The organism is Mesorhizobium sp. P2_E9 (assembly GCF_056403815.1).
Map to the genome: position 1 here is coordinate 137,261 of NZ_JBFUET010000006.1, position 23,775 is coordinate 161,035.

General features: G+C 62.6%; 22 protein-coding genes. 11 read left to right on the forward strand and 11 right to left on the reverse strand.

What is annotated here, in order from left to right; genetic code table 11:
- Window positions 1–123 precede the first annotated feature (123 nt).
- The 3 genes from AC1D05_RS12600 (at window position 124) to AC1D05_RS12610 (ending at window position 2,848) form a co-directional block, all read left to right on the forward strand.
- Complete coding sequence (locus tag AC1D05_RS12600) at window positions 124–942, forward strand: chromate resistance protein ChrB domain-containing protein (protein WP_477441035.1); 819 nt, start codon at window positions 124–126, stop codon at window positions 940–942.
- A complete protein-coding gene (gene chrA, locus AC1D05_RS12605; RefSeq protein ID WP_477441036.1) occupies window positions 939–2,330 on the forward strand; it encodes a chromate efflux transporter in 1,392 nt (463 codons plus the stop codon). Before AC1D05_RS12600 ends, chrA begins: the two co-directional genes overlap by 4 nt.
- 119 nt (window positions 2,331–2,449) lie before the next feature.
- On the forward strand, window positions 2,450–2,848 hold the full coding sequence (locus tag AC1D05_RS12610; protein WP_477441037.1) for a hypothetical protein: 399 nt from the start codon (window positions 2,450–2,452) through the stop codon (window positions 2,846–2,848).
- 12 nt (window positions 2,849–2,860) lie between these two features.
- Here AC1D05_RS12610 and AC1D05_RS12615 read toward each other — a convergent pair whose 3' ends face one another.
- Window positions 2,861–4,450, reverse strand: a complete 1,590-nt coding sequence (locus AC1D05_RS12615; RefSeq protein WP_477441038.1) for a trimethylamine methyltransferase family protein — start codon at window positions 4,448–4,450, stop codon at window positions 2,861–2,863.
- A 179-nt stretch (window positions 4,451–4,629) separates the two neighbouring features.
- On the reverse strand, window positions 4,630–6,123 hold the full coding sequence (gene pdxR / locus AC1D05_RS12620) for a MocR-like pyridoxine biosynthesis transcription factor PdxR (RefSeq protein ID WP_172220119.1): 1,494 nt from the start codon (window positions 6,121–6,123) through the stop codon (window positions 4,630–4,632).
- Window positions 6,124–6,425: 302 nt separating this feature from the next.
- Here pdxR and pgi point away from each other — a divergent pair, with 302 nt between their 5' ends.
- A complete protein-coding gene (gene pgi / locus AC1D05_RS12625; RefSeq protein WP_477441039.1) occupies window positions 6,426–8,069 on the forward strand; it encodes a glucose-6-phosphate isomerase in 1,644 nt (547 codons plus the stop codon).
- 5 nt (window positions 8,070–8,074) lie between these two features.
- The gene (locus AC1D05_RS12630) at window positions 8,075–8,797 is read left to right on the forward strand and encodes an HAD family hydrolase (protein WP_477441040.1); all 723 of its coding nucleotides are present in this window, start codon (window positions 8,075–8,077) and stop codon (window positions 8,795–8,797) included.
- A 59-nt stretch (window positions 8,798–8,856) separates the two neighbouring features.
- Here the strand turns inward: AC1D05_RS12630 and AC1D05_RS12635 are convergent, their stop codons facing one another.
- On the reverse strand, window positions 8,857–9,579 hold the full coding sequence (locus AC1D05_RS12635; protein WP_477441041.1) for a class I SAM-dependent methyltransferase: 723 nt from the start codon (window positions 9,577–9,579) through the stop codon (window positions 8,857–8,859).
- A gap of 8 nt (window positions 9,580–9,587) precedes the next feature.
- Window positions 9,588–11,582 carry a long-chain-fatty-acid--CoA ligase gene (locus AC1D05_RS12640; protein WP_477441042.1) on the reverse strand — a complete coding sequence of 665 codons (1,995 nt, stop codon included), beginning with the start codon at window positions 11,580–11,582 and terminating at the stop codon, window positions 9,588–9,590.
- A 469-nt stretch (window positions 11,583–12,051) separates the two neighbouring features.
- On the opposite strand from AC1D05_RS12640, the gene AC1D05_RS12645 reads away from it, so the two are divergent.
- Genes AC1D05_RS12645 through AC1D05_RS12665 form a run of 5 tightly spaced genes read left to right on the forward strand, consistent with a single transcriptional unit; the run spans window position 12,052 to window position 17,292 of the window.
- The gene (locus AC1D05_RS12645) at window positions 12,052–13,650 is read left to right on the forward strand and encodes an ABC transporter substrate-binding protein (protein WP_477441043.1); all 1,599 of its coding nucleotides are present in this window, start codon (window positions 12,052–12,054) and stop codon (window positions 13,648–13,650) included.
- Window positions 13,651–13,695: 45 nt separating this feature from the next.
- Window positions 13,696–14,703, forward strand: a complete 1,008-nt coding sequence (locus AC1D05_RS12650) for an ABC transporter permease subunit (RefSeq protein WP_027043625.1) — start codon at window positions 13,696–13,698, stop codon at window positions 14,701–14,703.
- The gene (locus AC1D05_RS12655) at window positions 14,703–15,614 is read left to right on the forward strand and encodes an ABC transporter permease subunit (protein WP_477441044.1); all 912 of its coding nucleotides are present in this window, start codon (window positions 14,703–14,705) and stop codon (window positions 15,612–15,614) included. The genes AC1D05_RS12650 and AC1D05_RS12655 overlap by 1 nt, the downstream gene beginning before the upstream one ends.
- Window positions 15,614–16,465: an ABC transporter ATP-binding protein gene (locus AC1D05_RS12660; protein ID WP_477441194.1), complete on the forward strand. Its 852-nt coding sequence runs from the start codon at window positions 15,614–15,616 to the stop codon at window positions 16,463–16,465. The genes AC1D05_RS12655 and AC1D05_RS12660 overlap by 1 nt, the downstream gene beginning before the upstream one ends.
- Window positions 16,462–17,292, forward strand: coding sequence for a dipeptide ABC transporter ATP-binding protein (locus AC1D05_RS12665; protein ID WP_477441045.1), 831 nt, complete (start codon window positions 16,462–16,464; stop codon window positions 17,290–17,292). Before AC1D05_RS12660 ends, AC1D05_RS12665 begins: the two co-directional genes overlap by 4 nt.
- A gap of 158 nt (window positions 17,293–17,450) precedes the next feature.
- Here the strand turns inward: AC1D05_RS12665 and AC1D05_RS12670 are convergent, their stop codons facing one another.
- From AC1D05_RS12670 to AC1D05_RS12695, 6 genes are all read right to left on the reverse strand, one after another.
- Entirely contained in the window at window positions 17,451–17,894 is a 444-nt protein-coding gene (locus AC1D05_RS12670) for a GNAT family N-acetyltransferase (RefSeq protein ID WP_477441046.1), read from the reverse strand.
- 34 nt (window positions 17,895–17,928) lie between these two features.
- Entirely contained in the window at window positions 17,929–19,218 is a 1,290-nt protein-coding gene (locus AC1D05_RS12675; protein WP_477441047.1) for a cysteine desulfurase-like protein, read from the reverse strand.
- Between the two features lie 48 nt (window positions 19,219–19,266).
- Window positions 19,267–19,941, reverse strand: coding sequence for an amino acid ABC transporter permease (locus AC1D05_RS12680; RefSeq protein WP_027032891.1), 675 nt, complete (start codon window positions 19,939–19,941; stop codon window positions 19,267–19,269).
- Window positions 19,942–20,111: 170 nt separating this feature from the next.
- Complete coding sequence (locus AC1D05_RS12685) at window positions 20,112–20,909, reverse strand: ABC transporter substrate-binding protein (RefSeq protein WP_477441048.1); 798 nt, start codon at window positions 20,907–20,909, stop codon at window positions 20,112–20,114.
- Window positions 20,910–20,999: 90 nt separating this feature from the next.
- On the reverse strand, window positions 21,000–21,125 hold the full coding sequence (locus tag AC1D05_RS12690) for a hypothetical protein (protein ID WP_477441049.1): 126 nt from the start codon (window positions 21,123–21,125) through the stop codon (window positions 21,000–21,002).
- 178 nt (window positions 21,126–21,303) lie between these two features.
- Entirely contained in the window at window positions 21,304–22,065 is a 762-nt protein-coding gene (locus tag AC1D05_RS12695; protein WP_477441050.1) for an HpcH/HpaI aldolase family protein, read from the reverse strand.
- A gap of 120 nt (window positions 22,066–22,185) precedes the next feature.
- On the opposite strand from AC1D05_RS12695, the gene AC1D05_RS12700 reads away from it, so the two are divergent.
- A complete protein-coding gene (locus tag AC1D05_RS12700) occupies window positions 22,186–23,277 on the forward strand; it encodes an LLM class flavin-dependent oxidoreductase (RefSeq protein WP_477441051.1) in 1,092 nt (363 codons plus the stop codon).
- Between the two features lie 24 nt (window positions 23,278–23,301).
- Here the strand turns inward: AC1D05_RS12700 and AC1D05_RS12705 are convergent, their stop codons facing one another.
- Window positions 23,302–23,715, reverse strand: coding sequence for a RidA family protein (locus AC1D05_RS12705; RefSeq protein ID WP_477441052.1), 414 nt, complete (start codon window positions 23,713–23,715; stop codon window positions 23,302–23,304).
- Window positions 23,716–23,775 lie beyond the last annotated feature (60 nt).

The window sequence follows — 23,775 nt, forward strand, 5'->3', positions numbered from 1 at the left end:
TTGTCGTCCTTGACAAGCGCGGCCAACAAATCCACGATCATGACCAAGGGGTGCATCGCGACGACCCCGTGAGGCGTCAGCCCAACGTTCGCGTCCAAGCTTCTCTATCAGGAGGTGGACGCCATGCCGTCAACAACCGCTATCACCGTATCGCAACTGTCCCGTCTGGTCGGCCTGCCGGGCGCGCCTGTCATCATCGATGTTCGCATCGATGAGGATTTCGACGCCGATCCGCGCCTGCTGCCGGCGTCATGCCGGCGTGATTTCAAAACCGTTTCGACTTGGGGACCCGAATTTGCCGGCAGGCAAGTTTCGATCGTCTGTCAGAAAGGTCAAAAACTCTCACAAGGCGTGGCCGCATGGCTGCGGCACGAAGGAATTTCCGCTGAATCTCTCGAAGGCGGCTTCGAAGCCTGGCGCGACGCAAATGGGCTTTTGGTCCGCACCGACAACATGCCGGGGCGCGACGAAAAAGGCCGCACCGTGTGGGTGACGCGGTCCCGCCCGAAGGTCGACCGCATCGCTTGCCCCTGGCTGATCCGGCGTTTCGTCGATCCGCACGCCGTCTTCCTGTTTGTCGAGGCGTCTGAGGTGCCTGCCGTGGCCGACCGCTTCAAGGCCGTGCCTTTCGACATCGACACTGTGTTCTGGAGCCATCGCGGCGATCGCTGCACCTTCGATACGATGATCGAAGAGTTCGGGCTGGAATCCATAGCGCTCGATCGCCTTGCCGTGATCGTGCGCGCGGCCGACACCGCAAGCCTCGACCTTGTGCCTCAGGCCGCCGGCTTTCTGGCTGCCTCGCTTGGCCTGTCGCGGATGTTTCGCGACGATTTGGAGCAACTGGAAGCAGGCATGCTGCTCTACGATGCGTTCTTCCGCTGGTGCCGCGACGCCACCGAGGAAACGCACAACTGGCCCGCTGCAGGTAAATCGTCATGAGCGCTGTTGTGCCTGCACATAGGTCGGGGAACGTCGAGGCGCCGGCTGCGCCGACCTTTGCCGAAGCCGTGAAGGTCTGGGCGAAGATCGGGCTGCTCAGCTTTGGCGGGCCGGCCGGTCAGATCGCCTTGATGCATAGGGAATTGGTGGAGGAGCGGCGCTGGATCGGTGAACAGCGTTTCCTGCATGCGCTGAACTACTGCATGTTGCTGCCCGGCCCGGAAGCCCAGCAACTCGCCATCTATATCGGCTGGCTGTTGCACAAGACACTCGGTGGCCTTGTTGCCGGCATCCTGTTCGTCGTGCCCGGCGCGCTCGTCATGCTGATCTTGAGCAGCCTCTATATGCTCTATGGCGACATACCGCTCGTCGAGGCGCTTTTCCTCGGCGTGAAGGCGGCGGTGCTTGCCATCGTCATCGAGGCGGTGATCCGCATCGGACGGCGCGCCCTGAAAAACCCGGCCATGGTGCTGATCGCGGTTGCCGCCTTCATCGCCATCTATGCGTTGAATGTGCCGTTTCCGCTGATCATCCTGCTGGCGGGCCTGACAGGATGGCTGGGAGACCGCATTGCTCCCGGCCTGTTTTCCGGCTCCGCGCATGGCAAGGGCGATGTTGCCGACATCAAGGGGGCAGTCGACCTGATGTTCGAGCGCGGTGAGCTGAGCCATGTCAAACCGACCAGATGGCATGCACCGCGCACTATCGCGATCTGGCTGCCGATCTGGCTCGGGCCTGTTCTGCTCATCTGGTGGTTTACCGGTTCTGCCAGTGTGTGGACCGAGATAGGCCGGTTCTTCAGCCTGATGGCGGTCGTCACCTTCGGTGGCGCCTATGCGGTGCTGGCCTATGTCGCGCAGGCAGCCGTCCAGTCCTTTGGCTGGTTGGCCCCCGGTGAAATGGTCGATGGTCTCGGGCTTGCCGAGACCACGCCTGGCCCGCTCATCCTGGTGTTGCAGTTTGTCGGCTTCATCGCTGCCTTCCGTCACTCCGGTTCACTGAACCCGTTGCTTGCCGGATCGCTTGGAGCGCTGCTGACCTTGTGGGTGACGTTCACGCCGTGCTTCTTCTGGATATTCCTTGGCGCGCCCTATATCGAGGCCCTGCGCGGCAACAGGGCCTTGTCGGCCGCGCTCGGCGCGATCACCGCCGCAGTTGTCGGCGTCATCATGAATCTCGCTCTGTGGTTTGCCTTGCACGTCGTTTTCCGTGAGGTGCACGCAATAAGCCTCGGCATGACTATGCCGGTGCTCTCGTCGATCGACTGGCGCGCTGCGCTGCTTTCCTGTGCCGCGATGATCGCCATCCTGAAGCTCAAGATCGGCATGCTGCCAACGCTCGCCGGATCGGCTCTGGCTGGTGTTTTGCTGTTGGCGGTAGGTGGCTAATGCATGTCGCCCAAAAGTGAACTCGGTTTTGGGAGAACGACATGCATAAAACAAAGACCGCCCGCCTTTGTATTCCGCTTGCCGACCACTTAAGTGGTTGAAAAACGGATTGGAACATCATGGCGCAACGACGCTCTTCACTCGGCTTCCTCGGCATGTTCGGACGCTCGGGTGATCTCAGGCAGCTGGACGACGCCCTGCGCGGCGCCGACCTGCATCCTGCCCTTGTGCCGGAGGGGGTAAAACTCACCATCGTCAATCTGATGAAGGACCATTGGCCGGACGAGCCGCCCAGCCAGGCCTATCCGGACGTGGCGCGGCTGTTCAGCTATTGCATTGCCGGACCGGAAACCTTCGACCGCTCCCACGGTTTGCAGCAGCGGCAGGACGTGGAGCGCCGTATCGAGGCCGCGGTCGAGGCCGGCGACAGTTTCGATGCGCAAATCGTACTGATGGCGCTGCACGCCAAGCTGATCAATGCCGAGGTCGTCGAGCGCTACGGGCTGGGCGCAGACTGACGAGAATCGGGCCTACCCGCCCATATTGGCCCGCGGCAGCTTGATCATGTCGCCGAAGCGGGTGCGCAATTTGTCGTCGAGCAGTTTTGGCACATGGCGCGGGAAACGCTCGGCAAGCACGCGCTTCTTCTCGATGATCGCGCGCTGCAAGATGTCGGGCCGGCCCTTCTCGTTCCATTCCTTCGGCGAAAACCGGTCGCCGACGGCCGGATAGAAATATTCGGTCTGCATCAGCCTGAGCGTCTGCTCGTTGCCGAGATAGTGGCCCGGGCCATTAAGGCAGACCTCTGCGATGGTGTCGATCGACAGCGATTCGTCTGACACTTCGATGCCGCGCACACAGCGCAGGCAATGGCCGAGCATGTCATTGTCGATGATCAGGCTTTCTAGGCAGAAGCCGAGCAGCGAGGCATGCATGCCGGCGGATTCATAGACGAGGTTGAGCCCGGCAAGGCCGGCCATCACGTCGGTGATGCCTTTTTCGTAGCCGGACTGGATGTCGGGCAGTTTCGAATCCGTCATGCCGGCGGCTGAGCCGCCCGGCAGATCGTAGAATTGCGCCATCTGCGCACAGGCAGCGGTCAGCACCGCTTGCTCGGCCGAGCCGCCCGACATGGCGCCGGTCCGCAGATCCGACACGAACGGCCAGGTGCCGAAGATCGCCGGATGTCCCGGCTTGATGGCGTTGACATAGACCAGACCGGCCAGCACTTCGGCCACGGCCTGCACCACGGCACCGGCAATCGCCGCCGGAGCGGTCGCGCCGGCCTGGCCGGCCGAAAGCAGCAGGATCGGGATGCCGCCCTCGACGCAGGCTTCGAGCACGCCGCAGGCGTCCTCGGCGAATTTCATCGGCGGCACGACGAAGCAGTTCGAGTTCGACACGAACGGCCGGGCGCGGAAATTCTCCTCGCCGCCGGCAATGGCATAGAGCATTTCGAGCGCCGGCTGCACGTTCTCGCGCACCGTGAACGAGGTGCCGACATGTTTGGACGTGCCCATCACGCAGGCATAGAGCGTGTTGAAGTCCATTTCGAGCGGATCGGGAATGTCGCGCGGCACCATCGGCCGCTGGAAGAAATGGATGTTGTCGAGCCCCTCGACGAGGCGGGCCGCGTCATAGATGTCCTGCAGCAGCGATTCGCGGTATTCGCGCTTCTCGACATCGACCAGATGGACCGCGGCGCCGGCCGTGCCGTAATGCACGCGCTTGCCCTGGATCAACATGTCGTGTTTCGGGTCCTGGCCGTGCAGGGTGAAATTGCGTGCCGCCTTCTTGATCGTGTCGAGCACCAGCGCGCGCGGGAAACGGATACGGCCATCATCGCCATAGGTGGCGCCGGCCTTGGTCAGCGCGTCGATGCAGGAGGGGATGGCATTGGCGAAGCCGACGGTCTCCAGCAGCGTCAGAACCGCCTCGTGGATGCGTTCCTGGTCGTTGTGCTTCAGCGGTCCGTAGCTGCCGCCCTCGAGGCCGGCGCGCACCGGCTTGATGTCGTCAGCCAGGGGCGCTGCCCGCATGGCGCGACGCGCTTCGCGTCCACCGGAGCGGCGCGAGCGCTGATCCGCCGCCGCATCCTGCTTTTCAAGAACCACTGACATGGAGACACTCCACCTTCTCTCGGAAACAGGGCGGCGGTTGGTCCACCATCGGCTGCTTCTTCCCCTTTATGCCACGACTATGCCGCCGGCATTGGCACAGCCTATGGGCCAGCCTGTCCGGTTGCATGTGCCAGAGCTAAAGGAGCCGGAGCCACTGCTGGTGGCTCCGGTAAAGGGGATCAGGCGGCGGCGGGCCGGCGTCCAGCGGCCGTGGCCAGTTCGCGGATGCCGGGCTCGATGTGCTGCAGCGCGATCGATGAAATGCCCAACCGCATGAAACGCGAAGGCTTTTCGGTGCGGTCGAAGAAGCGGTCCCCCGGCTCGATGATGACGCTGCGCGAGGCGGCGGCCTCGGCCAAACCGCGGGAATCGGTGCCGCGTGGCCCCTCGAGCCAGAGCGACGTGCCGCCGGCCGAGTCGGTCGAGCGCCATTCCGGCAGGAAGGCGGAAATCGCATGGACCAGACGCTTGCGCCGCTCGTCGAAGGCGCTCGACAGACGCCGCACCAGCGCTTCGTGATGGCCGAGCGACAGGAACAATGCGACGGCGCGCTGGTTGTTCGCCGGCGGGTGGCGCAGCATGAAACGGCGCAGTGCCCTGAGCTCGGAGATCAGTCCAGCCGAGGCGACGATGTAGCCAAGCCGCAGGCCGGGAGCCAGCGTCTTCGACATCGAGCCGACATAGACGACGCGGCCGGAACGATCGAGGCTCTTCAATGCCTGCTGCGGCGCCTCGTCGAGAAGCTGGCTGTCATAGCCGTCCTCGATGATGATCTGGTTGTGCCGGTTGGCGCGCGCCAGAAGATCCTGCCGCCGCTCCGCCGAGAGCGGCACCATGGTCGGGCAATGATGGCTGGGCGTGACGAACACGAAGCCGGAATCATTGGGGATAGAAGAGGTTACGATGCCGGACTGGTCGACTGGCACCGGCTGGATCTCGGCGCCCGCAAGCCGGAAGATCGAGCGCGCATCGGGATAGCCGGGATCTTCCATCGCCACCTTGGAGCCCTTGGTCATCAGCAGCGTCGCCAGCATGTAGAGCGCGTTCTGGGCGCCAAGCGTGACGATGATCTCGTCTGGATTGGCGAAGATGCCGCGCCGAGGCAGCAGCCGCGCCTGGATCTGCTCGATCAAGAGCGGATCGTCACGGTCGACCATGTCGGACGCCCAGTTGCGGATTTCGAGCACGGCCAGCGCCATGCGGTTGCACTCGCGCCACTCGGCGGTCGGAAACAGCGCCGGGTCGAACTGACCGTAGACGAACGGATAGGACGACTTGATCCAGTTCTCGTGCTTGGCCGGCGGCGGCATGTCGCTGGCGGCGATCTGCCGGCGTGCCTTCCAGTCGATCTCGTTGGCCTGGTCGGGCGCCTTCTGGTGCGGCTTGGCCGGTGTCGCCAGCACGTCGGGATTGACGAAGTGGCCACGCCGCTCGCGCGCCACCAGAAACCCCTGGTCGACGAGCTGCTGGAAAGCCAGCACCACCGTGCCGCGTGCCACGCCGAGTTTTTCGGCCAGGATCCGGCAGGAGGGAAGGGGCATCGAAGCGGCAATCTGACGGTCGAGAATGGCGGCCACGATGGCTTGGCGGATCTGCGCCTGCAGGGTCTGGCCGGATTCAGCCGAAATCCGGAACAGGCCGGACCATATCGCCGTGTCGTTTCTCTGTGGCATGGAAGATGTTCCTCGATGGCCAACTTTTTTCGCTTGGCTGGACCAGTCGAATGTAACGGTGGCACAAGGGGTTGCGCCAATCAATTTTTCTGATCTTTGGGATTTATGCCAGTGATCCTTCCGGCCGAAATCGGGCGCTGCAACCTCCCTGAGCGACACATTGTGTCATCGCATCGTGATGCAATGCGGCATCGCCGCGTATTGACCGCACGGAGTTCGGCTCAATAGTTGTGCCGCGACGACACGCGCCGGAAACATCCGGTCTGATATGGTGCATCCAAAACGCCAGGAGCTACCCGCCAGTGGATAAGTCAGCCTTCCAGAAACAGCTTGCCGCCTTGCGCGACCATCGCGCCGCGGCACCTGCCAGCATGCGCCAGGCCTTCGCCGCCGATCCGAAGCGGTTCCAGACATTCTCCGCCACCGACGACAATTTGTTGCTCGACTGGTCGAAATGCGCCGTCGACGCGACCACCATGGACTTGCTGGAAAAGCTCGCTGGCGCCGCCGATCTCGAGGGCCGCCGCGCCGCCATGTTCGCCGGCAAGAAGATCAACATCACCGAAGACCGGGCCGTGCTGCACACGGCGCTGCGCAATCTCAGCGGCAAGGGTGTCACGGTCGATGGCCAGGACGTCAAGGCGGATGTCCTTTCCGTGCTCGACGCGATGGGCGCCTTTGCCGATGCCATCCGCTCCGGCAAGGCGCTAGGTGCCACCGGCAAGAAGATCACCGACATCGTCAACATCGGCATTGGCGGCTCCGACCTCGGCCCGGCCATGGCGACGCTGGCGCTCGCCCCCTATCATGACGGGCCGCGCGCGCACTATGTCTCCAACATCGACGGCGCCCATATCCATGACACGCTGAAGGGCCTGTCCGCCGAAACCACCCTGTTCATCATCGCCTCCAAGACCTTCACCACGGTCGAGACGATGACCAATGCGCAGACGGCGCGCGACTGGGTGCAGAAGGCGCTCGGCAAGCAGGCGGTAGGCAAGCATTTCGCCGCCGTCTCGACGGCACTCGACCTTGTGGCCAAGTTCGGCATCGAGCCGGATCGCGTCTTCGGCTTCTGGGATTGGGTCGGCGGCCGCTATTCGGTCTGGGGCGCGATCGGCCTGCCCGTCATGATCGCCGTCGGTCCCAGGAATTTTCGCGCCTTCCTCGATGGCGCCCACGAAATGGACGAGCATTTCCGCACCGCGCCGATTGCCGGGAACTTGCCGGCGCTGCTGGGGCTGGTCGGCTGGTGGCATCGCGTGATCTGCGGCTATCCGGCGCGCGCGGTCATCCCCTACGATCAGCGCCTGTCCCGGCTGCCGGCCTATCTGCAGCAGCTCGACATGGAATCGAACGGCAAGGGCGTCACTCTCGACGGCACGCCGGTGACGACGCCGACCGGGCCGCTGGTCTGGGGCGAGCCCGGCACCAATGGCCAGCACGCCTTCTTCCAGCTCCTGCACCAGGGCACCGATTTCATCCCGGTCGAGTTTCTTGCGGCGGCCGTCGGCCATGAGCCGGAGCTCAAGCACCAGCATGATTTGCTGCTCGCCAATTGCCTGGCGCAGTCGGAAGCCCTGATGAAGGGCCGCACGCTGGACGAGGCGCGCGCGCAGATGCTGGCCAAGGGCATGAAGCCGGCCGATGTCGACAAGATAGCGCCGCATCGCGTTTTCTCCGGCAACCGGCCTTCGGTGACCATCCTCTATCGCAAGCTCGACCCGCACACCTTTGGCCGGCTGATCGCGCTCTATGAGCACCGCGTCTTCGTCGAGGGCACGCTGTTCAACATCAATTCCTTCGACCAGTGGGGCGTCGAGTTGGGCAAGGAACTGGCGACGGGCCTTTTGCCTGTCGTTGAGGGCAAGGAAAGTGCCGCCAAGCGGGACGCATCGACGGCTGGCCTTGTGGGATACATCCACCAATTGCGTAGTTCGGAGTGAAAAGTTTGGCAGACATCAAGGGGATATTGTTCGACAAGGACGGGACACTTGTCGACTTCAACGCGACCTGGCTCGGCGTCGCCGACTTCATGGCCATGGATGCATCCGACGGCGATCGCTGGAAGGCCGACAGGCTGCTTGCGGCTGCCGGCTTCGATTTCGCCAACCGCCGCTTCAAGCCCGACTCGATCTTTGCCTCGGGTACCAACATGGACGTCGTCGAACTGTGGTTCCCGCGTCTGTCCGACGAAGACCAGATGCTGGCGGTCGCCCGCTTCAACGAGATCACCTCGGTGCAAGGCTCGACGATGGCGGTGGCGCTGCCGGGCATCGTCGACACATTGGCGGCGCTGCACAAAAGATCCTACCGGCTTGGCGTCGCAACCAATGATTCGACCAGCGGTGCGGAAAAGACCTTGGTCACGCTGGGCGTGGCGCAGCTGTTCGACGCCGCCTACGGTTACGACGCGGTGGCCAATCCCAAACCGGCGCCCGACACCATACAGGCTTTTTGCGACCTTACCGGCCTGAGAGCGTCGGAGATCGCCATGGTCGGCGACAACAGACACGATCTCGAAATGGCGCGCGCCGGCGGCTGCGGCCTCGCGGTCGGCGTTCTCTCCGGCACTGGCACGCGCGAATCGCTGGCCGAGATCGCCGACGTCATCCTGGATTCGGTTGCCGACCTGCCGGACTTTCTTTCGGCGCGAGTTCGGGAGACGGTCTAGACTCGTTGTTTTGACGCAATTCCGGACGGAAAACCGTTCACACTTTTCCTGGAATTGCTCTAACCGCCAGCTTTGGTCTCGAAGCGAAAGACGCCGCTCGGCCTTGGGGCTGCGTCTTTCGCGTCGCCGAAATCCGGCACCGTGTATTCGGCAAGCAGGCGCAACCGCGAGCGCGGCAGATAGGCCCGGCCCGGATCGCCGACCAGCACCTCGATGCCGGCGGCGAGGCAGCGGTCGAGAAAAGGCATGACGCGCTCAGTGACGTCCTGCCCGTAGAAGACATCGCCGGCGAGCACGAGGTCGACCGCCGGTGGCGGACCTTTCGTGATGTCGTCTCCGAAAACGGTTATGGAGACACCGTTCGCCGCGGCATTGAGGCCGATCGCGGCGACGCCATTGCGGTCGATCTCGGCGGCGATCACCTCACGCGCCCCGGCCTTCGCGGCGGCAATCCCGACAACGCCGGAGCCAGCTCCCAGGTCCAGCACGCGGCGGCCCGCCACGCTCACTGGATGGTCGAGGATGTAGCGCGCGAGCACGGTGCCGCCGGCCCAGGCATAGGCCCAGTAAGGCGGCTGTGGTTCGGGCGTTCCCTCGTCGGCATCATCATCGTGTTCAGGATCGACGAGCCGCCTCAATCCGCTGCCCGGATGGGCCGTGTAAAAACGGATTTCGGGAAGCGCGGGCGCCCGGACAAGGCGCATGTTCGCCTTGATGAATTCCGCTGGGTCGAGGCGCAATCCCTGATCCGGCCCACTATCGCCGGCAAGATCGTTATCCAAGATAGTCCCTATTCGCGCAGCGCCCGCCGCAGGATCTTGCCGACCGGTGTCTTCGGCAATTCGGTCCTGAACTCGATATATTTGGGCCGCTTGTAGCCGGTCAGGTTCTCGCGGCAAAAAGCGGTGATGGCTTCAGCGGTCAGGGCCGGGTCCTTCTTGACGATGAACAGCTTCGGTACTTCGCCCGAATGCTCGTCTGGCACGCCGATCGCCGCCACTTCCAGCACGCCCGGATGCATGGCCACGACCTCTTCGAGCTCGTTCGGATAGACGTTGAAGCCCGAGACCAGGATCATGTCCTTCTTGCGGTCGACGATCTTGGTGTAGCCGCGCTCGTCCATGAAGCCCATATCGCCGGACTTGAAGTAGCCGTCCTTGGTCATCACCTTGGCGGTCTCGTCAGGCCGGTTCCAGTAGCCCGCCATCACCTGCGGTCCCCGGATGCAGATTTCGCCGACCTCGCCGAGCGGCAAATTGTTGCCGTCGTCGTCGCGGATGGCGATTTCCGTCGACGGCAGCGGCAGGCCGATCGTGCCGGTGAAGTCGCCGGAACTGAACTTGTTGGCGGTGGCCACCGGCGAGGTTTCCGAGAGGCCGTAGCCTTCAGTGACAGGGCAACCGGTCAATGCCTTCCAGCGTTCGGCGACGCCCTTTTGCACCGCCATGCCGCCGCCCAGTGTCAGCACCAGCGGCTTGAAGTCGAGTTTGCGGAAGTCCTCATTGTTGAGCAGCGCGTTGAACAGCGTGTTGAGGCCCGGAAAGATGTGGATCGGATATTTTGCCAGTTCCTTGACGAAGCCTGGAATATCGCGCGGGTTGGGAATGAGCACGTTGCGGGCGCCTTGCTGCATGCCCATCAGTGCGTTCACCGTCAGGGCGAAGATATGATAGAGCGGCAGCGCGCAGATGAAGTTCGGGTGCGCGGGTTTCGGCTTGATCGTGTAGGCGTCTTCCATCCACTGTGCGTTCTGCGCGACATTGGAGAGTACATTGCTGTGCAGCAGCGTGGCGCCCTTCGACACGCCCGTGGTGCCGCCCGTATATTGCAGGAAGGCGACATCGTCGGCCGCGACCTTGGCCGGCTTTAAGCCAAGGCCGGCTCCGGCCTTCATCGCCGCGTTGAACTTGACATGCCCGGGCAGTGACCATGCCGGCACCATCTTCTTCACGCGGCGCACCACGAAGTTGACGATCGTGCCCTTGAGGCCGAGCATGTCGCCCATAGCCGCCACCACGACATGCTTGACCGCGGTCCTGGCGATGACCGCCTGCAAGGTGTTGGCAAAGTTTTCCAGAATGACGATGGCTTGTGCGCCGGAATCCTTGAGCTGGTGCTCCAGCTCGCGCGGCGTGTACAGCGGATTGATGTTCACCACGACATAACCGGCGCGCAGGACGCCCATCATCGCCACCGGATATTGCAGAACGTTGGGCATCATCAGGGCGACGCGCGCACCCTTTTGCAGCCCCTTCGATTGCAGATAAGCACCGAAGGCCGCCGACAGCTGCTCGACATCGGCGTAGCTGATGGACTTGTCCATGCAGGTGAAGGCCGGCCGGGCGGAAAATTGCTTGCAGGCGCCGACCAGGAAATCGCCGATCGAACTGTAGGGCAACACACCGATTTCGGCCGGGACGTTTTTCGGATAGCTCTTGAGCCATGGCTTTTCGGGCAGGCCGGCGGCAAGTTCCGTGAGTGCCTTCGGCAGCTGCTTGGTGGCGGCCGGCGCCGGTTTCGATGTCGGCGCTGCCTTTGCCGGCGATGCGGCCCTCGTTGCCCCAGCCTTCGTGGGAGAAGTCTTTGTCGGGGCGGCTTTCGCCGCCGGCTTCGCGACGGCCTTGGCTGTGGCTGCTGCCTTTGTCGCAGGTGCCGGCTTGGCAGGCTTTGCGTCTGTCTTGGCGGTCGCGGCCTTGGCAGCAGCTTTACCTTGACCGTCGGCGGCGGCTGGTTTCGAGACTGCCTTGGCAGATGCTTTCACCGGCGCCTTAGATGCTTTTGCCACCCGTTCCTCCCTAGCAATTCTTGTTCGCCCGTTTCTTGGTCGCCTGTGCCGCGCCCGCCTCCGAATGACAGAGACGTCCTCCGCTGCCGCCAGCATATCCATCTATGTATTGCCTCTATCGGCGGCGGTGCAAGTCTTGCCCTTGCGGCAAGGCGCCGAAAGATTTGGCGTCGAAAATCTTCCCCGCCGGCGACACTTGGAACCGGTCTCTTCCACATCCGTGGCGGGATGAAGACCGGACGCGGCATTGATGTCGCCAGATGCCAGATCAATAAAAAAATGCGGTCGTTAATAATATTGTGAATGGAAAAAACTGCTAATTTTTTCTGCCATTTAGCAAAATCGCGGATTTTTTTCCTGCTTCCCGAGGGGTAAGCAAACGGGGTGTTCCAAAGCCGTAAAAACGGTGCTTATATGCGCGCTTCGCGAGCCTGATAGAGGGGCTTGGAAGAACATCAGGGAGTGCTCAATGAAAAAGAAACTCGCTTTTGCGGCCGCGTTGCTGGCCGCAAGCGTCCTGGGCGGCATGGCCAATGCAAAGACGCTTGTCTATTGCTCGGAAGCGTCGCCTGCCAATTTTGATCCGGGTACCACGACCGGCGGCAATGATTTCGATGCCTCGTCGCGTACCGTCTATTCGCGTCTTGTCGAATTCAAGCATGGCGGCACCGAGGTCGAGCCCGGCCTCGCCGACAAGTGGGAAATTTCCGACGACGGCCTGGTCTACACGTTCCACCTGCATCCGGGCGTGAAGTTCCAGACCACCGACTATTTCAAGCCGACGCGCGACCTCAACGCCGACGACGTCGTCTTCTCCTTCGATCGCCAGTTCAACAAGGAAAACCCCTGGAACAGCGACAAGTATCTGCCCAACCTGACCTGGGACTACTACACCGGCATGGACATGCCGAAATACGTCGCCAAGTGGGAAAAGGTCGACGACCTGACGGTCAAGCTGACTCTGACCGAGCCGAACGCGCCGATGCTGGCCAACCTCGGCATGGATTTCGCCTCGATCGTGTCGAAGGAATATGCCGACCAGCTGGCGAAGGACGGCAAGATGGCCGATTTCTCCACCAAGCCGATCGGCACGGGTCCGTTCCAGTTCGTCGACTACCAGCTGGATTCGGTCATTCGCTACGCGGCCAACCCCGACTACTTCAAGGGCAAGGAGAAGATCGACGATCTCGTCTTCGCCATCACGCCTGACGCGACCGCCCGCATCCAGAAGGTGCTTGCCGGCGAATGCGACATCGCGCCCTATCCGAACCCGGCCGACATCGCCACCATCAAGGCCAACAAGGACGTGACCCTGATGGATCAGGCCGGCCTGAACATCGGCTATATGAGCTACAACACCACCATCCCGCCGCTCGACAAGCCTGAGGTGCGCCATGCACTCAACCAGGCGATCGACCGGGAATCGCTGATCAAGTCGCTGTTCCAGGATGCCGGCGCAACGCCCGCGGAAAACCTGATCCCGCCGACCATGTGGTCGTGGAACAAGGATGTGAAGTCCGACGCCTACGATCCGGATGCAGCCAAGAAGGTGTTGGCCGCTGCCGGGCTCACGGAAATCCAGCTCTGGGCTTCCGATCGCGTTCGTCCCTACAACCCGAACTTCCAGCGCGCCGCCGAACTGATCCAGGCCGACTGGGCCAAGGTCGGCGTCAAGGCCGAGATCGTCAACTACGAGTGGACCAAGTATCGCTCGGAAGGCAAGAAGAAGGACCGTCCAGGCGCCTTCCAGATCGGCTGGACCGGCGACAATGGCGATCCGGACAACTTCTTCGCCACCCTGTTCGCCTGCTCCGCCATCGGCGTGTCGAACTACTCGAGCTGGTGCGACAAGGACTTCGAAGACCTGATCCAGAAGGCCAAGAAGACCAGCGACCAGGCCGAGCGCGCCAAGCTCTATGGAGAGGCGCAGGTCGTCTTCCAGAAGCAGGCTCCGGCCTTCCTGCTGGCGCATAGCCAAGTCTACGCAGTCGTGCGCAAGAATGTCAGCGGTTTCATGATGGACCCGCTCGGCATTCACCGCTTCGACGGCGTTGACAAGGCCGAATAAGACTATAGAGCGGGGCGGCGCAATGAAGCGCCGCCCCCCTACATCATGCTCAAATATATCCTCCACCGAATTGCACTTTTGATCCCGACGCTTGTCGGCATCACGATCTGCGCCTTCGCCTTCGTCAGGCTGCTGCCCGGCGATCCTATCCTTGCCATGGCCGGCGAACACGGCGTGGCGCCGGCGCGCTACGAAGAGCTCAAGGAGCAGTTCGGCTACAACCTGCCGATCTGGCAGCAATATGCACGCTATGTCGGGGAGGTCGTGACTGGCGATTTCGGCGTCTCGATTTCGTCCAAACGCCCGGTGCTCGAAGAGTTCAAGACGCTCTTCCCGGCGACGCTGGAACTGTCATTCTTCGCCATGATTTTCGCCATGGTGCTCGGCATTCCGGCCGGCATCTTCGCGGCAATCAAGCGTGGCTCGTGGTTCGACCAGTCGCTGATGGGCACGGCGCTCGTCGGCTATTCCATGCCGATCTTCTGGTGGGGCCTGCTGCTGATCATCTTCTTCTCCGGCTATCTCGGCTGGACGCCGGTTAACGGCCGCATCGACCTGCAGTACTTCTTCAAGCCGATCACCGGCTTCATGACCATCGACACCTTGCTCTACGGCAAATGGGATGCATTTCGCTCGGTATTGCGCCATCTGGTGCTGCCGACAATTGTGCTCGGCACCATTCCGCTGGCTGTGATAGCGCGCCAGACGCGCTCCGCCATGCTCGAGGTGCTGGGCGAAGACTATGTGCGGACTGCCCGAGCCAAAGGGCTTTCGTCGGCCAGAGTCATCGGTGTGCATGCTCTGCGCAATGCACTCATCCCGGTGGTCACCACCATCGGCCTGCAGGTCAGCACGCTGCTTGCCGGCGCTATCCTTACCGAAACGATCTTCTCTTGGCCGGGCATCGGCAGGTGGATGGTCGAATCCATATCCAAGCGCGACTATGTTGTCGTGCAGTCTGGCCTGCTCTTGATCGCCCTTATCGTCATGGCCGTGAACCTGATCGTCGATGTACTCTATGCCGTTATCAACCCACGCATAAGGGCGGCGTGATGAGCCAGTCGACCGAAATCGCCCCGATGGCTGCCGGCAGCGCGGATCGCCTCACCGGTCTCAGGACCTTTTGGTATTATTTCTCGGTGAACCGCGGCGCCGTCATCGGCCTGTTCGTCTTCATCCTGCTGGTATTGGCGGCGCTGTTTGCCCCTCTGTTGGCTCCCTATGCACCCGACATCCAGGACAAGACCGCATTCCTGCGGCCTCCGGCCTGGCAGGACGGCGGCTCGACACGATATCTGCTCGGCACCGATCCTGTCGGGCGCGACATCCTCTCGCGCCTGCTCTACGGCGCGCGCTTCTCGCTGCTGATCGGCGCGGTCGTGGTCACGCTGGCGCTCACCGGCGGCATCACGCTCGGCCTGCTGGCCGGCTATTTCCGCGGCTGGGTCGACGTGGCGATCATGCGCGTCATGGACCTCATCCTGGCCTTCCCGTCGCTGTTGCTGGCGCTGGTGATGGTCACCATCCTCGGCCCTGGCCTGTTCAATGCGATGCTGGCCATCGCGCTCGTCCTGCAGCCGCATTTCGCCCGGCTGGTGCGCGCCGCCGTCATGGCGGAGAATAGCCGTGAATATGTCGTCGCCGCCAAGGTCGCCGGCGCCGGCCATATCAGGCTGATGCTTCGCACCATCTTGCCCAATTGCCTGGCGCCGCTGATCGTCCAGGCGACCTTGTCGTTCTCCAACGCCATTCTTGAAGCGGCAGCGCTCGGTTTCCTTGGTCTCGGCGCCCAGCCGCCGACGCCCGAATGGGGAACCATGCTCGCCTCGGCGCGCGAATTCATCCTGCGCGCCTGGTGGGTCGTCACCTTCCCCGGCCTTGCCATCCTGATCACCGTGCTCGCCATCAACCTTGTCGGCGACGGCCTGCGCGACGCGCTCGATCCCAAGCTCAGGAGGTCATGATGGCGTTGCTCGACATCCAGAACCTCGCCGTCGAATTCCAGACCGCGGCCGGTCCGTTCCGCGCCGTCGATGGCGTCTCGCTCCATGTCGACGAACGCGAGGTGCTCGCCATCGTTGGCGAATCCGGCTCCGGCAAGTCGGTGTCGATGCTGGCCGTGATGGGCCTGTTGCCGTGGACGGCCAAGGTCACCGCCGACAAGATGAGCTTTGGCGGGCGCGATCTCCTGAAACTGGGCCCTGCCGAGCGGCGCAAGATCGTCGGCAAGGACATGTCGATGATCTTCCAGGAGCCGATGGCCAGCCTCAATCCCTGCTTCACAGTCGGCTTCCAGATCGAGGAAGTGCTGCGCTTCCACATGGGCATGGACAAGGCCCAGCGCCGGGCGCGCGCCATCGAGCTTCTGCAGCAGGTCGGTATTGCCGAACCGGCGGAACGGCTGAACTCGTTCCCGCATCAGATGTCGGGCGGCCAGTGCCAGCGCGTCATGATCGCCATCGCCATTGCCTGCAATCCGAAGCTCCTGATCGCCGACGAGCCGACGACCGCATTGGACGTCACCATCCAGAAGCAGATCCTCGACCTGCTGGTCTCGCTGCAGGCCAAATACGGCATGGGCCTGATCATGATCACCCACAATATGGGCGTGGTGGCGGAGACCGCCGACCGCGTCATCGTCCAGTACAAGGGCCGCAAGATGGAAGAGGCCGACGTGCTGTCGCTGTTCGAATCGCCGAAGAGCAACTACACGCGCGCGCTGCTTTCGGCGCTGCCCGAAAATGCCGTCGGCGACAGGCTGCCGACCGTCTCCGACATGCTGTTCGAGCCGGCGCCTTCCGGAGCCAGCGCATGACCATTGTTGTCGAAGGCAAGGACATCAAGCGCGACTACCATGTCGGCGGCGGGCTGTTCCGCGGCGCGCGCACCGTGCATGCGGTGAAGGGCGTGTCCTTCAGTGTCGAGAAGGGCAAGACGCTGGCCATCGTCGGCGAATCGGGCTGCGGCAAGTCCACGCTCGCGCGTATCATCACGCTGATCGATCCGGCGACTTCGGGTGAATTGTTCATCGACGGCAACAAGGTCGACATCGCTAAAAATGCGCTCTCCAAGGAGATGCGCCGCAAGGTGCAGATCGTCTTCCAGAACCCCTACGGGTCGCTGAACCCACGCCAGAAGATCGGCGACGTTCTCGGCGAGCCGCTTTTGATCAACACCGACAAGTCGGCCGAGGAACGGCGCGATCTCGCCATGAAGATGCTGAAGAAGGTCGGCCTCGGACCGGAGCATTACAATCGCTACCCGCATATGTTCTCGGGCGGCCAACGCCAGCGCATCGCCATCGCCCGCGCGCTGATGTTGAACCCGAGCCTGCTGGTGCTGGACGAGCCGGTCTCGGCTCTCGATCTGTCAGTTCAGGCGCAGGTGCTCAACCTGCTCGCCGACCTGCAGGACGAATTCCAGCTGACCTATGTCTTCATCAGCCACGATCTGTCCGTGGTGCGCTACATCGCCGACGATGTGATGGTGATGTATTTCGGCGAGGCGGTCGAATATGGCTCGCGCGAAGAGGTCTTTTCAGATCCCAAGCACAGCTACACCAGGACATTGTTCGCCGCGACACCGCGCGCCGACGTCGCCTCGATCAAGGCGAGACTGGCCAAGAAGAAGGCGGCGGCCTGACTCGGGACGTCGCTGCCTTCTGGCGAGGGCAAGCAAGAGCAATTCCAGGAAAAGTGTGAGCGGTTTTCCCGGGAAAAGCGCGTAGCGCTTTCCCTTGGGAATTGCGTCAAAACAAAGAGTTGGAGCGGTTCGCCGTTTCCATGAAACGGTGAAACGCTCTAGACCGGCGCCTCAGGCATCAGCGTTTTTGCGAGCAGGACATTGGCGTGGCCGCGCGGAAAGTCCTCGAGTTGCACCAGCCGCTGAAATCCATGCTTTTCATAGAAGTCCGGCGCCTGGAAGGTGAAGGACGCGAGATGGATGACATGGCACCCGCGCCGCCGAGCCTCCCGTTCTGCGGCTGCAAGGAGGCGTGAGCCGAGGCCTTTGCCGCGCTCGCTGTCGGCGATCCACAGCGTCTTGATTTCGCATACGCCCGCCCAACTGTGCCCGTGCAGACCTGCGTAGATCGTCCCGTCATTCGTCTTCAGGAAGATCGACAAATAGCGGCCATCATCGACGCCGGTCGCAGCGACGTTGAAGCCATAAAGGCCATCTTCCAGGGCGACAATGTCCTCTGCCGTGGGTTCGCTGAGGACAACAAGAGATGTCGCCCCGTTCATGCTCTCATCATCGGCGTCGCCAAGACCAGTCATGTCACGACAGTTTGGCGATAATCGCCCGCAGCGCCTCGCCGAAGCGGTGGATTTCCTCGACCGTGTTGTAATGCACCAGCGAGGCGCGGATGGCGCCGCTGTCCATCGACAGGTTGAGGCGCTTCATCAGCCGCGGCGCGTACATATGGCCGTCGCGGATGCCGATCTGCATCTCGGCCATTTCCTCGACGATGCGCTGCGGTGAGAGCTTGCCGATGTTGAAGCAGAAGGTCGGCACGCGCTCGTTGATGCGCGCCTCGTCGGCAACGCCATAGATGGTCGCGCCGCAACCTTTCAGCACGCCAAGCATCTCGCGCGCCAGTAGCAGTTCATAGTCGCGGATGGCGCCCATGCCGGCGACGATGTTTTCGCGCCGCGAGCGGTTGTTGGAGGGCGCCAGATTGCGGCCAATCAGTTCCAGATACTGCACGGCGGCATCCATGCCCGACACGTTCTCATAGATGAAGGTGCCGGCCTCGACCTTGTAGGGCGGTTCGTCCGGAATGAAATCCTCGCGAAAAGTCGGCAGCCGCTTCAGCGTCTCGAAGCGCCCCCAGAGGAAGCCCATATGCGGCGAGAAATTCTTGTAGCCGGAGCAGACAAGGTAGTCGCAATCCCATGCCTGCACGTCGATCAGCCCGTGCGGCCCGTAATGCACGCAGTCGAGAAACACTTCCGCGCCAGCCGCGTGCGCGATCTCTGCCACCGAAGCGACATCGACGATCGAGCCGATCGAGTGTGCCGTCACCGTGCAGGCCACAAGACGGGTGCGATCGGACACTAGCGGGCGGAGATCATCCACATGCAGATTGCCGTCCTCGCGCATGCGCCACCACTTGAATTTGGCGCCGGCGGATTCAAGCGCCAGCCATGTCGCGATGTTGGCGTCATGGTCCATGTCGGTGATGACGATCTCGTCGCGCTCCCCCTGTGAATCTCTGGCAAGCATCTGGCCAATGCCGAGGCTGACCAGGCGGATGAACGAGGTGGCGTTCATGCCGAAGCAGATTTCCGCCGGACTATAAGCGTTGATCAGCAGTGCCACGCTTGTCCGGGCATCAGCGACCGACTGGTCGACGGTGACGCTGCGGCCATAGCGGCCGCCGCGCTGCACATTGTGCGAAACCAGATGGTTGGTCACCGCGTCGAGCACGCTCTGCGGGATCTGCGCGCCGGCGGCATTGTCCAAGAAGATAAAATCGCCGGCCCGCTGCAGGGCGGGAAACATGGCGCGGATGGTGTCGACGGGGAACGCCGAGGCGTTCGCTGTGTCGGGTTGATGCTTGTTCACGGGGTAGGCTCCTACAAAGGACTTGGGCGAGTGGATTGGTTGGCGAGGTCAGCGCGTCTTCTCGGTCTTGAAGCGGTCTTCAAGCAGGCTGACGAGGCGGACCATCGGCCAGAGGAAGATGAGATAGACCAGCGCCGCGCCGATCAGCGGCGAGGGGTTGGCGTAGAGCGACTGCGCGTTGGTCGCCTCCTTCAAGAGTTCCGGCAGCGCCACGGTCGAGGCGAGCGAGGTGTCCTTGAACATGGAGACGCAGTTGCTGGTCATCGGCGGGATGACCACACGGATCGCCTGTGGCAGCACCACCTTGCGCAAGGTCAAAAGGAACGGCAGGCCAAGCGCCTGCGACGCCTCGAACTGGCCTTTCGGAATGCTCTCTATGCCGGAACGGAACACTTCCGCCGAATAGGCCGACATGATGAAGGCAAACGCCGTCACCGCGGACGCCCAGGACGACAGGCGGATGCCGAGGAAAGGCAGCGCGTAATAGATCAGGATCAGCACGACCAGCACCGGCAGGGCGCGAAAAATGTCGGTATAGCCGACCGCCAGCCAGCGCAGCGGCTTCGGCGCATAGAGCCGCACCAGGCTGATCCCCAGGCCGATGGGAATGCCGATGCCGATGCTCAGTATGCCGAGCAGCAGCGTGTTCAGGAAACCGCGCAGCAGCGCCGGCAGGCTGGACATGATGACATCGGGATTGAAGAAGGTGTCGATCAGCGACATGGGAGCGTTCCCGAACTGTTTTGTGTCCCGCGACGCCAGAGCAAAGGGTGCTCAAATTAAAACCAAACGACGTCGCCTACGGTGAGGCGGTCTGTGCGGCAGCAGGCGCTGGAGCGCGAAATGAATCGTGCCGGCCTGGAAAAGCCGGCACGATTTCAGTGCATCGCCACTCAGGCCTTCGGCAGCGGCATTTCCTTCACCGTCGAGGAATCGGCCGGCGCGTCACTGCCGAACCACTTCTTGTGGATCGCGGCCAGCGTGCCGTCCTTCTTCATCGCGGTCAGCGCGTCGTTGAGCTTGCCGAGCAGCGGATGGTCCTTGGTCATCATCAGCCCGTACTGTTCGCCGGTCTTGATGCGCTCCTTGACCTTCAAATCCTTCATCTTGGTGAAGGAATATTCCATGCCCGGAATGTCGCTGACAGCGGCATCGACGCGGCCGGCGCTGAGGTCGAGCAGCAGGTTCTGCTGCGTGTCATAACCCTTCACGTCGCTGAAGCCGTCGGCTTCCTGATGTGCCTTGACCCAGGTCTCGCCGGTCGAGCCGGACAGCACGCCGACGATCTTGCCTTTGAGGTCGGCCTCGGTGTTAACAGCGCTGTCGGTCTTGGTGGCGATGCCCATGTCGGAATCATAATAGGGCTGGGTGAAGGACTGCGACTTCAGCCGCTCCGCCGTGATGGTGATCGACGAGATGGCGACGTCGATGCGCTTCGACGTGGTGGCGGCGAACAGCGCCTGGAAGCCAAGATCGGCGATGTCGGTGGTCATGCCGATGCGCTTGGCCGCTTCGTTGACGATGTCGACTTCAAAGCCCTCGAAAGTGCCGCTCTCGTTCTTGTATTCGAAGGGCGGATTGGTCGGGTAGGCGCCGACATTGAGCACATCGGCGGCGTGAGCCGTGGCAGGGCCGGCGGCGATGCCGATGGCAGCGGCAAGAAGCATGAGATTACGGCGGTTGAGCTTCATTGGAGTTCCCTCTGGGGTATTCCCTCTGGTTGTTGATCGGACGGGGCTGGCCCCGCACGGTTTCTTGCCGTCCCACCTCCCAGCGGGGCGTCAATTCATGGGCGCAACGATGTGCGCGGTGGCAATGTTTTCGGTGTGCAGGTCGCGGATCTGGCCGCGCACGCCATCGAAAGCACAGCGCGCGCTGGACGACGACTGGGGCAGCATGAACGTCAAGGACTGAACCCCTCCCACCCGAACACCACGATGGACTGGCCGGCAACCCCCTCCGGCACGGCAGTCGCCATCGATTTTGAATGCTTATCCAAAGTGGGACGCTTTTCAAGGCGAAAGTTTTAAGCTTAAAAAGCTTGGCCGGCCTGTTGCTCTCGCGATACGCTTTTTGCCTGGTCGTCTATGCCAATTCCTCGCGCGCGGCGGCGGCGTTGGCCGCGGCGCCGGCGCCAAGAAACATCGTGTCGCTGGCCAGCACGAAGAAATTCGCGCCGATGGCTGCCCAGCGGCTGACAGTCTGTGGGCTGGCGCAAAATATGCCGGCAGTTTTTCCATGTGCGATCGTCGCGCCGATGATCGTCCGGATCGCCGTATTGAGCTTGTCGGCGCCTTGCGGTCCGATCGCATCGATCGACACCGAAAGGTCGCCGGGGCCGACGAAGATCAAATCGACGCCGTCGACACCCGCGATCGCGTCGATGTTGGCGAGCCCCTCAGATGTCTCGACCTGGACCGCGACGACGGTTCTGTCGTTGGCACCGGCAAGATATTCGGGAATGCGATAGCCGTAGCCGGCGGCCCGGCCGGGTCCGACGCCGCGCTCGCCGAGCGGCGGATAGCGCGAGGCTTTCACCGCCATCGCCGCCTGGGCGGCGGTCGAGACGCGCGGCACCAGCACGCCTTGCGCGCCGCTGTCCAAAGCCGCCTGGATGGCTTCCGGCGCATGGCCGGGAACGCGCACCATCGCCGGCACGCGATGGACGTCGGCCGCGCGCACCATGGTCTCGATCATGTCGCGCGAAATCTGGGCATGCTCCCAGTCGATGCAGAGGAAATCGAGGCCGGCCTGCGCCATCACTTCAACCGCGACGGGATGCGGAATGGCGGCGAAGGAACCGACGAGGTTTGCCTTGCCGATGCATTTCTGGCGGAATTCGCTCATGCCCATCCCTTTCTCATTCCGCCGAATTCATATCGGCAAACCATCGCAAGGCGAAGCTATTTCATGCTTGAAATATTTTCGTGGAGCCGTAGCGTGCGATCTTCGCCGGGAGGTCGCGACATGAACAAACCACATCCCTTGCACGGCTCCAACAAACTGAAACTCGGGGTCTTTTCGACCAACGCCGATGGCGGGCTTGCCATCACCGATGTGCCGGAGCGCTGGACGGCAAGCTGGCAGGACAATCTGACGGCGGCGCAAATCGCCGACCGCGCCGGGCTGGAGTTCATGCTGCCGATCGCCCGCTGGCGAGGCTTTGGCGGCCGCAACAAGGTGCGCGAATGGTCGTTCGAAACCTTCACCTGGGCGGCGGCTCTTGCCGTGGCCACCGAACAGATCGGCCTGTTCATGACCGTGCACGTGCCGCTGGTGCATCCGCTCTATGCCGCCAAGGCGCTGGCGACGGTCGACCACATCAGCCAGGGCCGAGCCGGCCTCAACATCGTCTGCGGCTGGAACCCGAAGGAATTCGGTATGTTCGGCACGCCGCTCGTTGAGAAGGGTTATGACCAGGCGGCTGAATGGATCGAAATCCTCGAAAAGCTTTATGCGTCGGCCGAGCCTCTCGACTATGAAGGCACCTATTATCGCCTTAAGGAGGCCGTCAGCCGGCCGGCCAGCCTGCAGATCCCGCGACCGGTGACCATGAACGCCGCGTTCGGCGGGCCGGGCCGCGATTTCGCCGCCGCCCGGTGTGATTACCTGTTCACCACCTTTTCCGAGATGAGCGATGCCGGCAAGCATGTCGCCGACATCCGCGAGCGCGCCGACAAGGTCGGCCGGGACGTCGGTGTCTACACCGTGGCGCATGTCGTCTGCCGCCCGACGATGGAAGAGGCGCAGGCTTACTACACCCGCTATGCCGTCGATATGGCCGACCACGACGCGGTCGATGCCCACATGGCCGGCAAGAAGGAATTCTCGCAGTCGCACGACCCGCATGCCTATGACCGCTACCGCCAGCGCTTCGCCGGCGGTGCCGGCACCTATCCGCTGATCGGAACGCCGGAAACCATCGCCGCCGACATGGCCGCCATTGCCGGGCACGGCTATCAGGGCATCGCGCTGTCCTTCGTCAATTACACCAGGGAGTTGCCCTATTTCTGCGACCGCGTGCTGCCGATTTTGAAGCAAGCAGGCCTGCGCGCATAAATTATTCCGCGAGCAACGAATTCTTTATTCCGGACGAACGAGTTCGTCTGGAATGACGGCGGTGGCCTGGATCTCCACCTTGGCGCGGTCCTCGACCAATGCCACCACCTGCATGGCGGCCATTGCCGGAAAATGTCGGCCGATCACTTCGCGATAGGCCTCGCCGATCCCCCTGAGATTGGCGAGGTACTCGGCCTTGTCGGTGAAATACCAGGTCATCGAGGTGATGTGCTGCGGTGTGGCGCCGGCCTCGGCCAGCACCGCCACGATGTTCTCGAGCGTCTGCCGGACCTGACCGACAAAGTCGTCGGTTTCGAACTGGCACTGCCCGTTCCAGCCGACCTGTCCGCCGACGAAGATGAGCCGCCCACGCGCCGCCACGCCATTGGCGTAGCCGACCGGCTTGGCCCAGCCTTCCGGCTGTAGAATCTCGTGCATTTCTAGCCTCCCGGTATTCCCAAAAACCAAAGTCTCAAAATCGAATGCCCGTCAAATTTT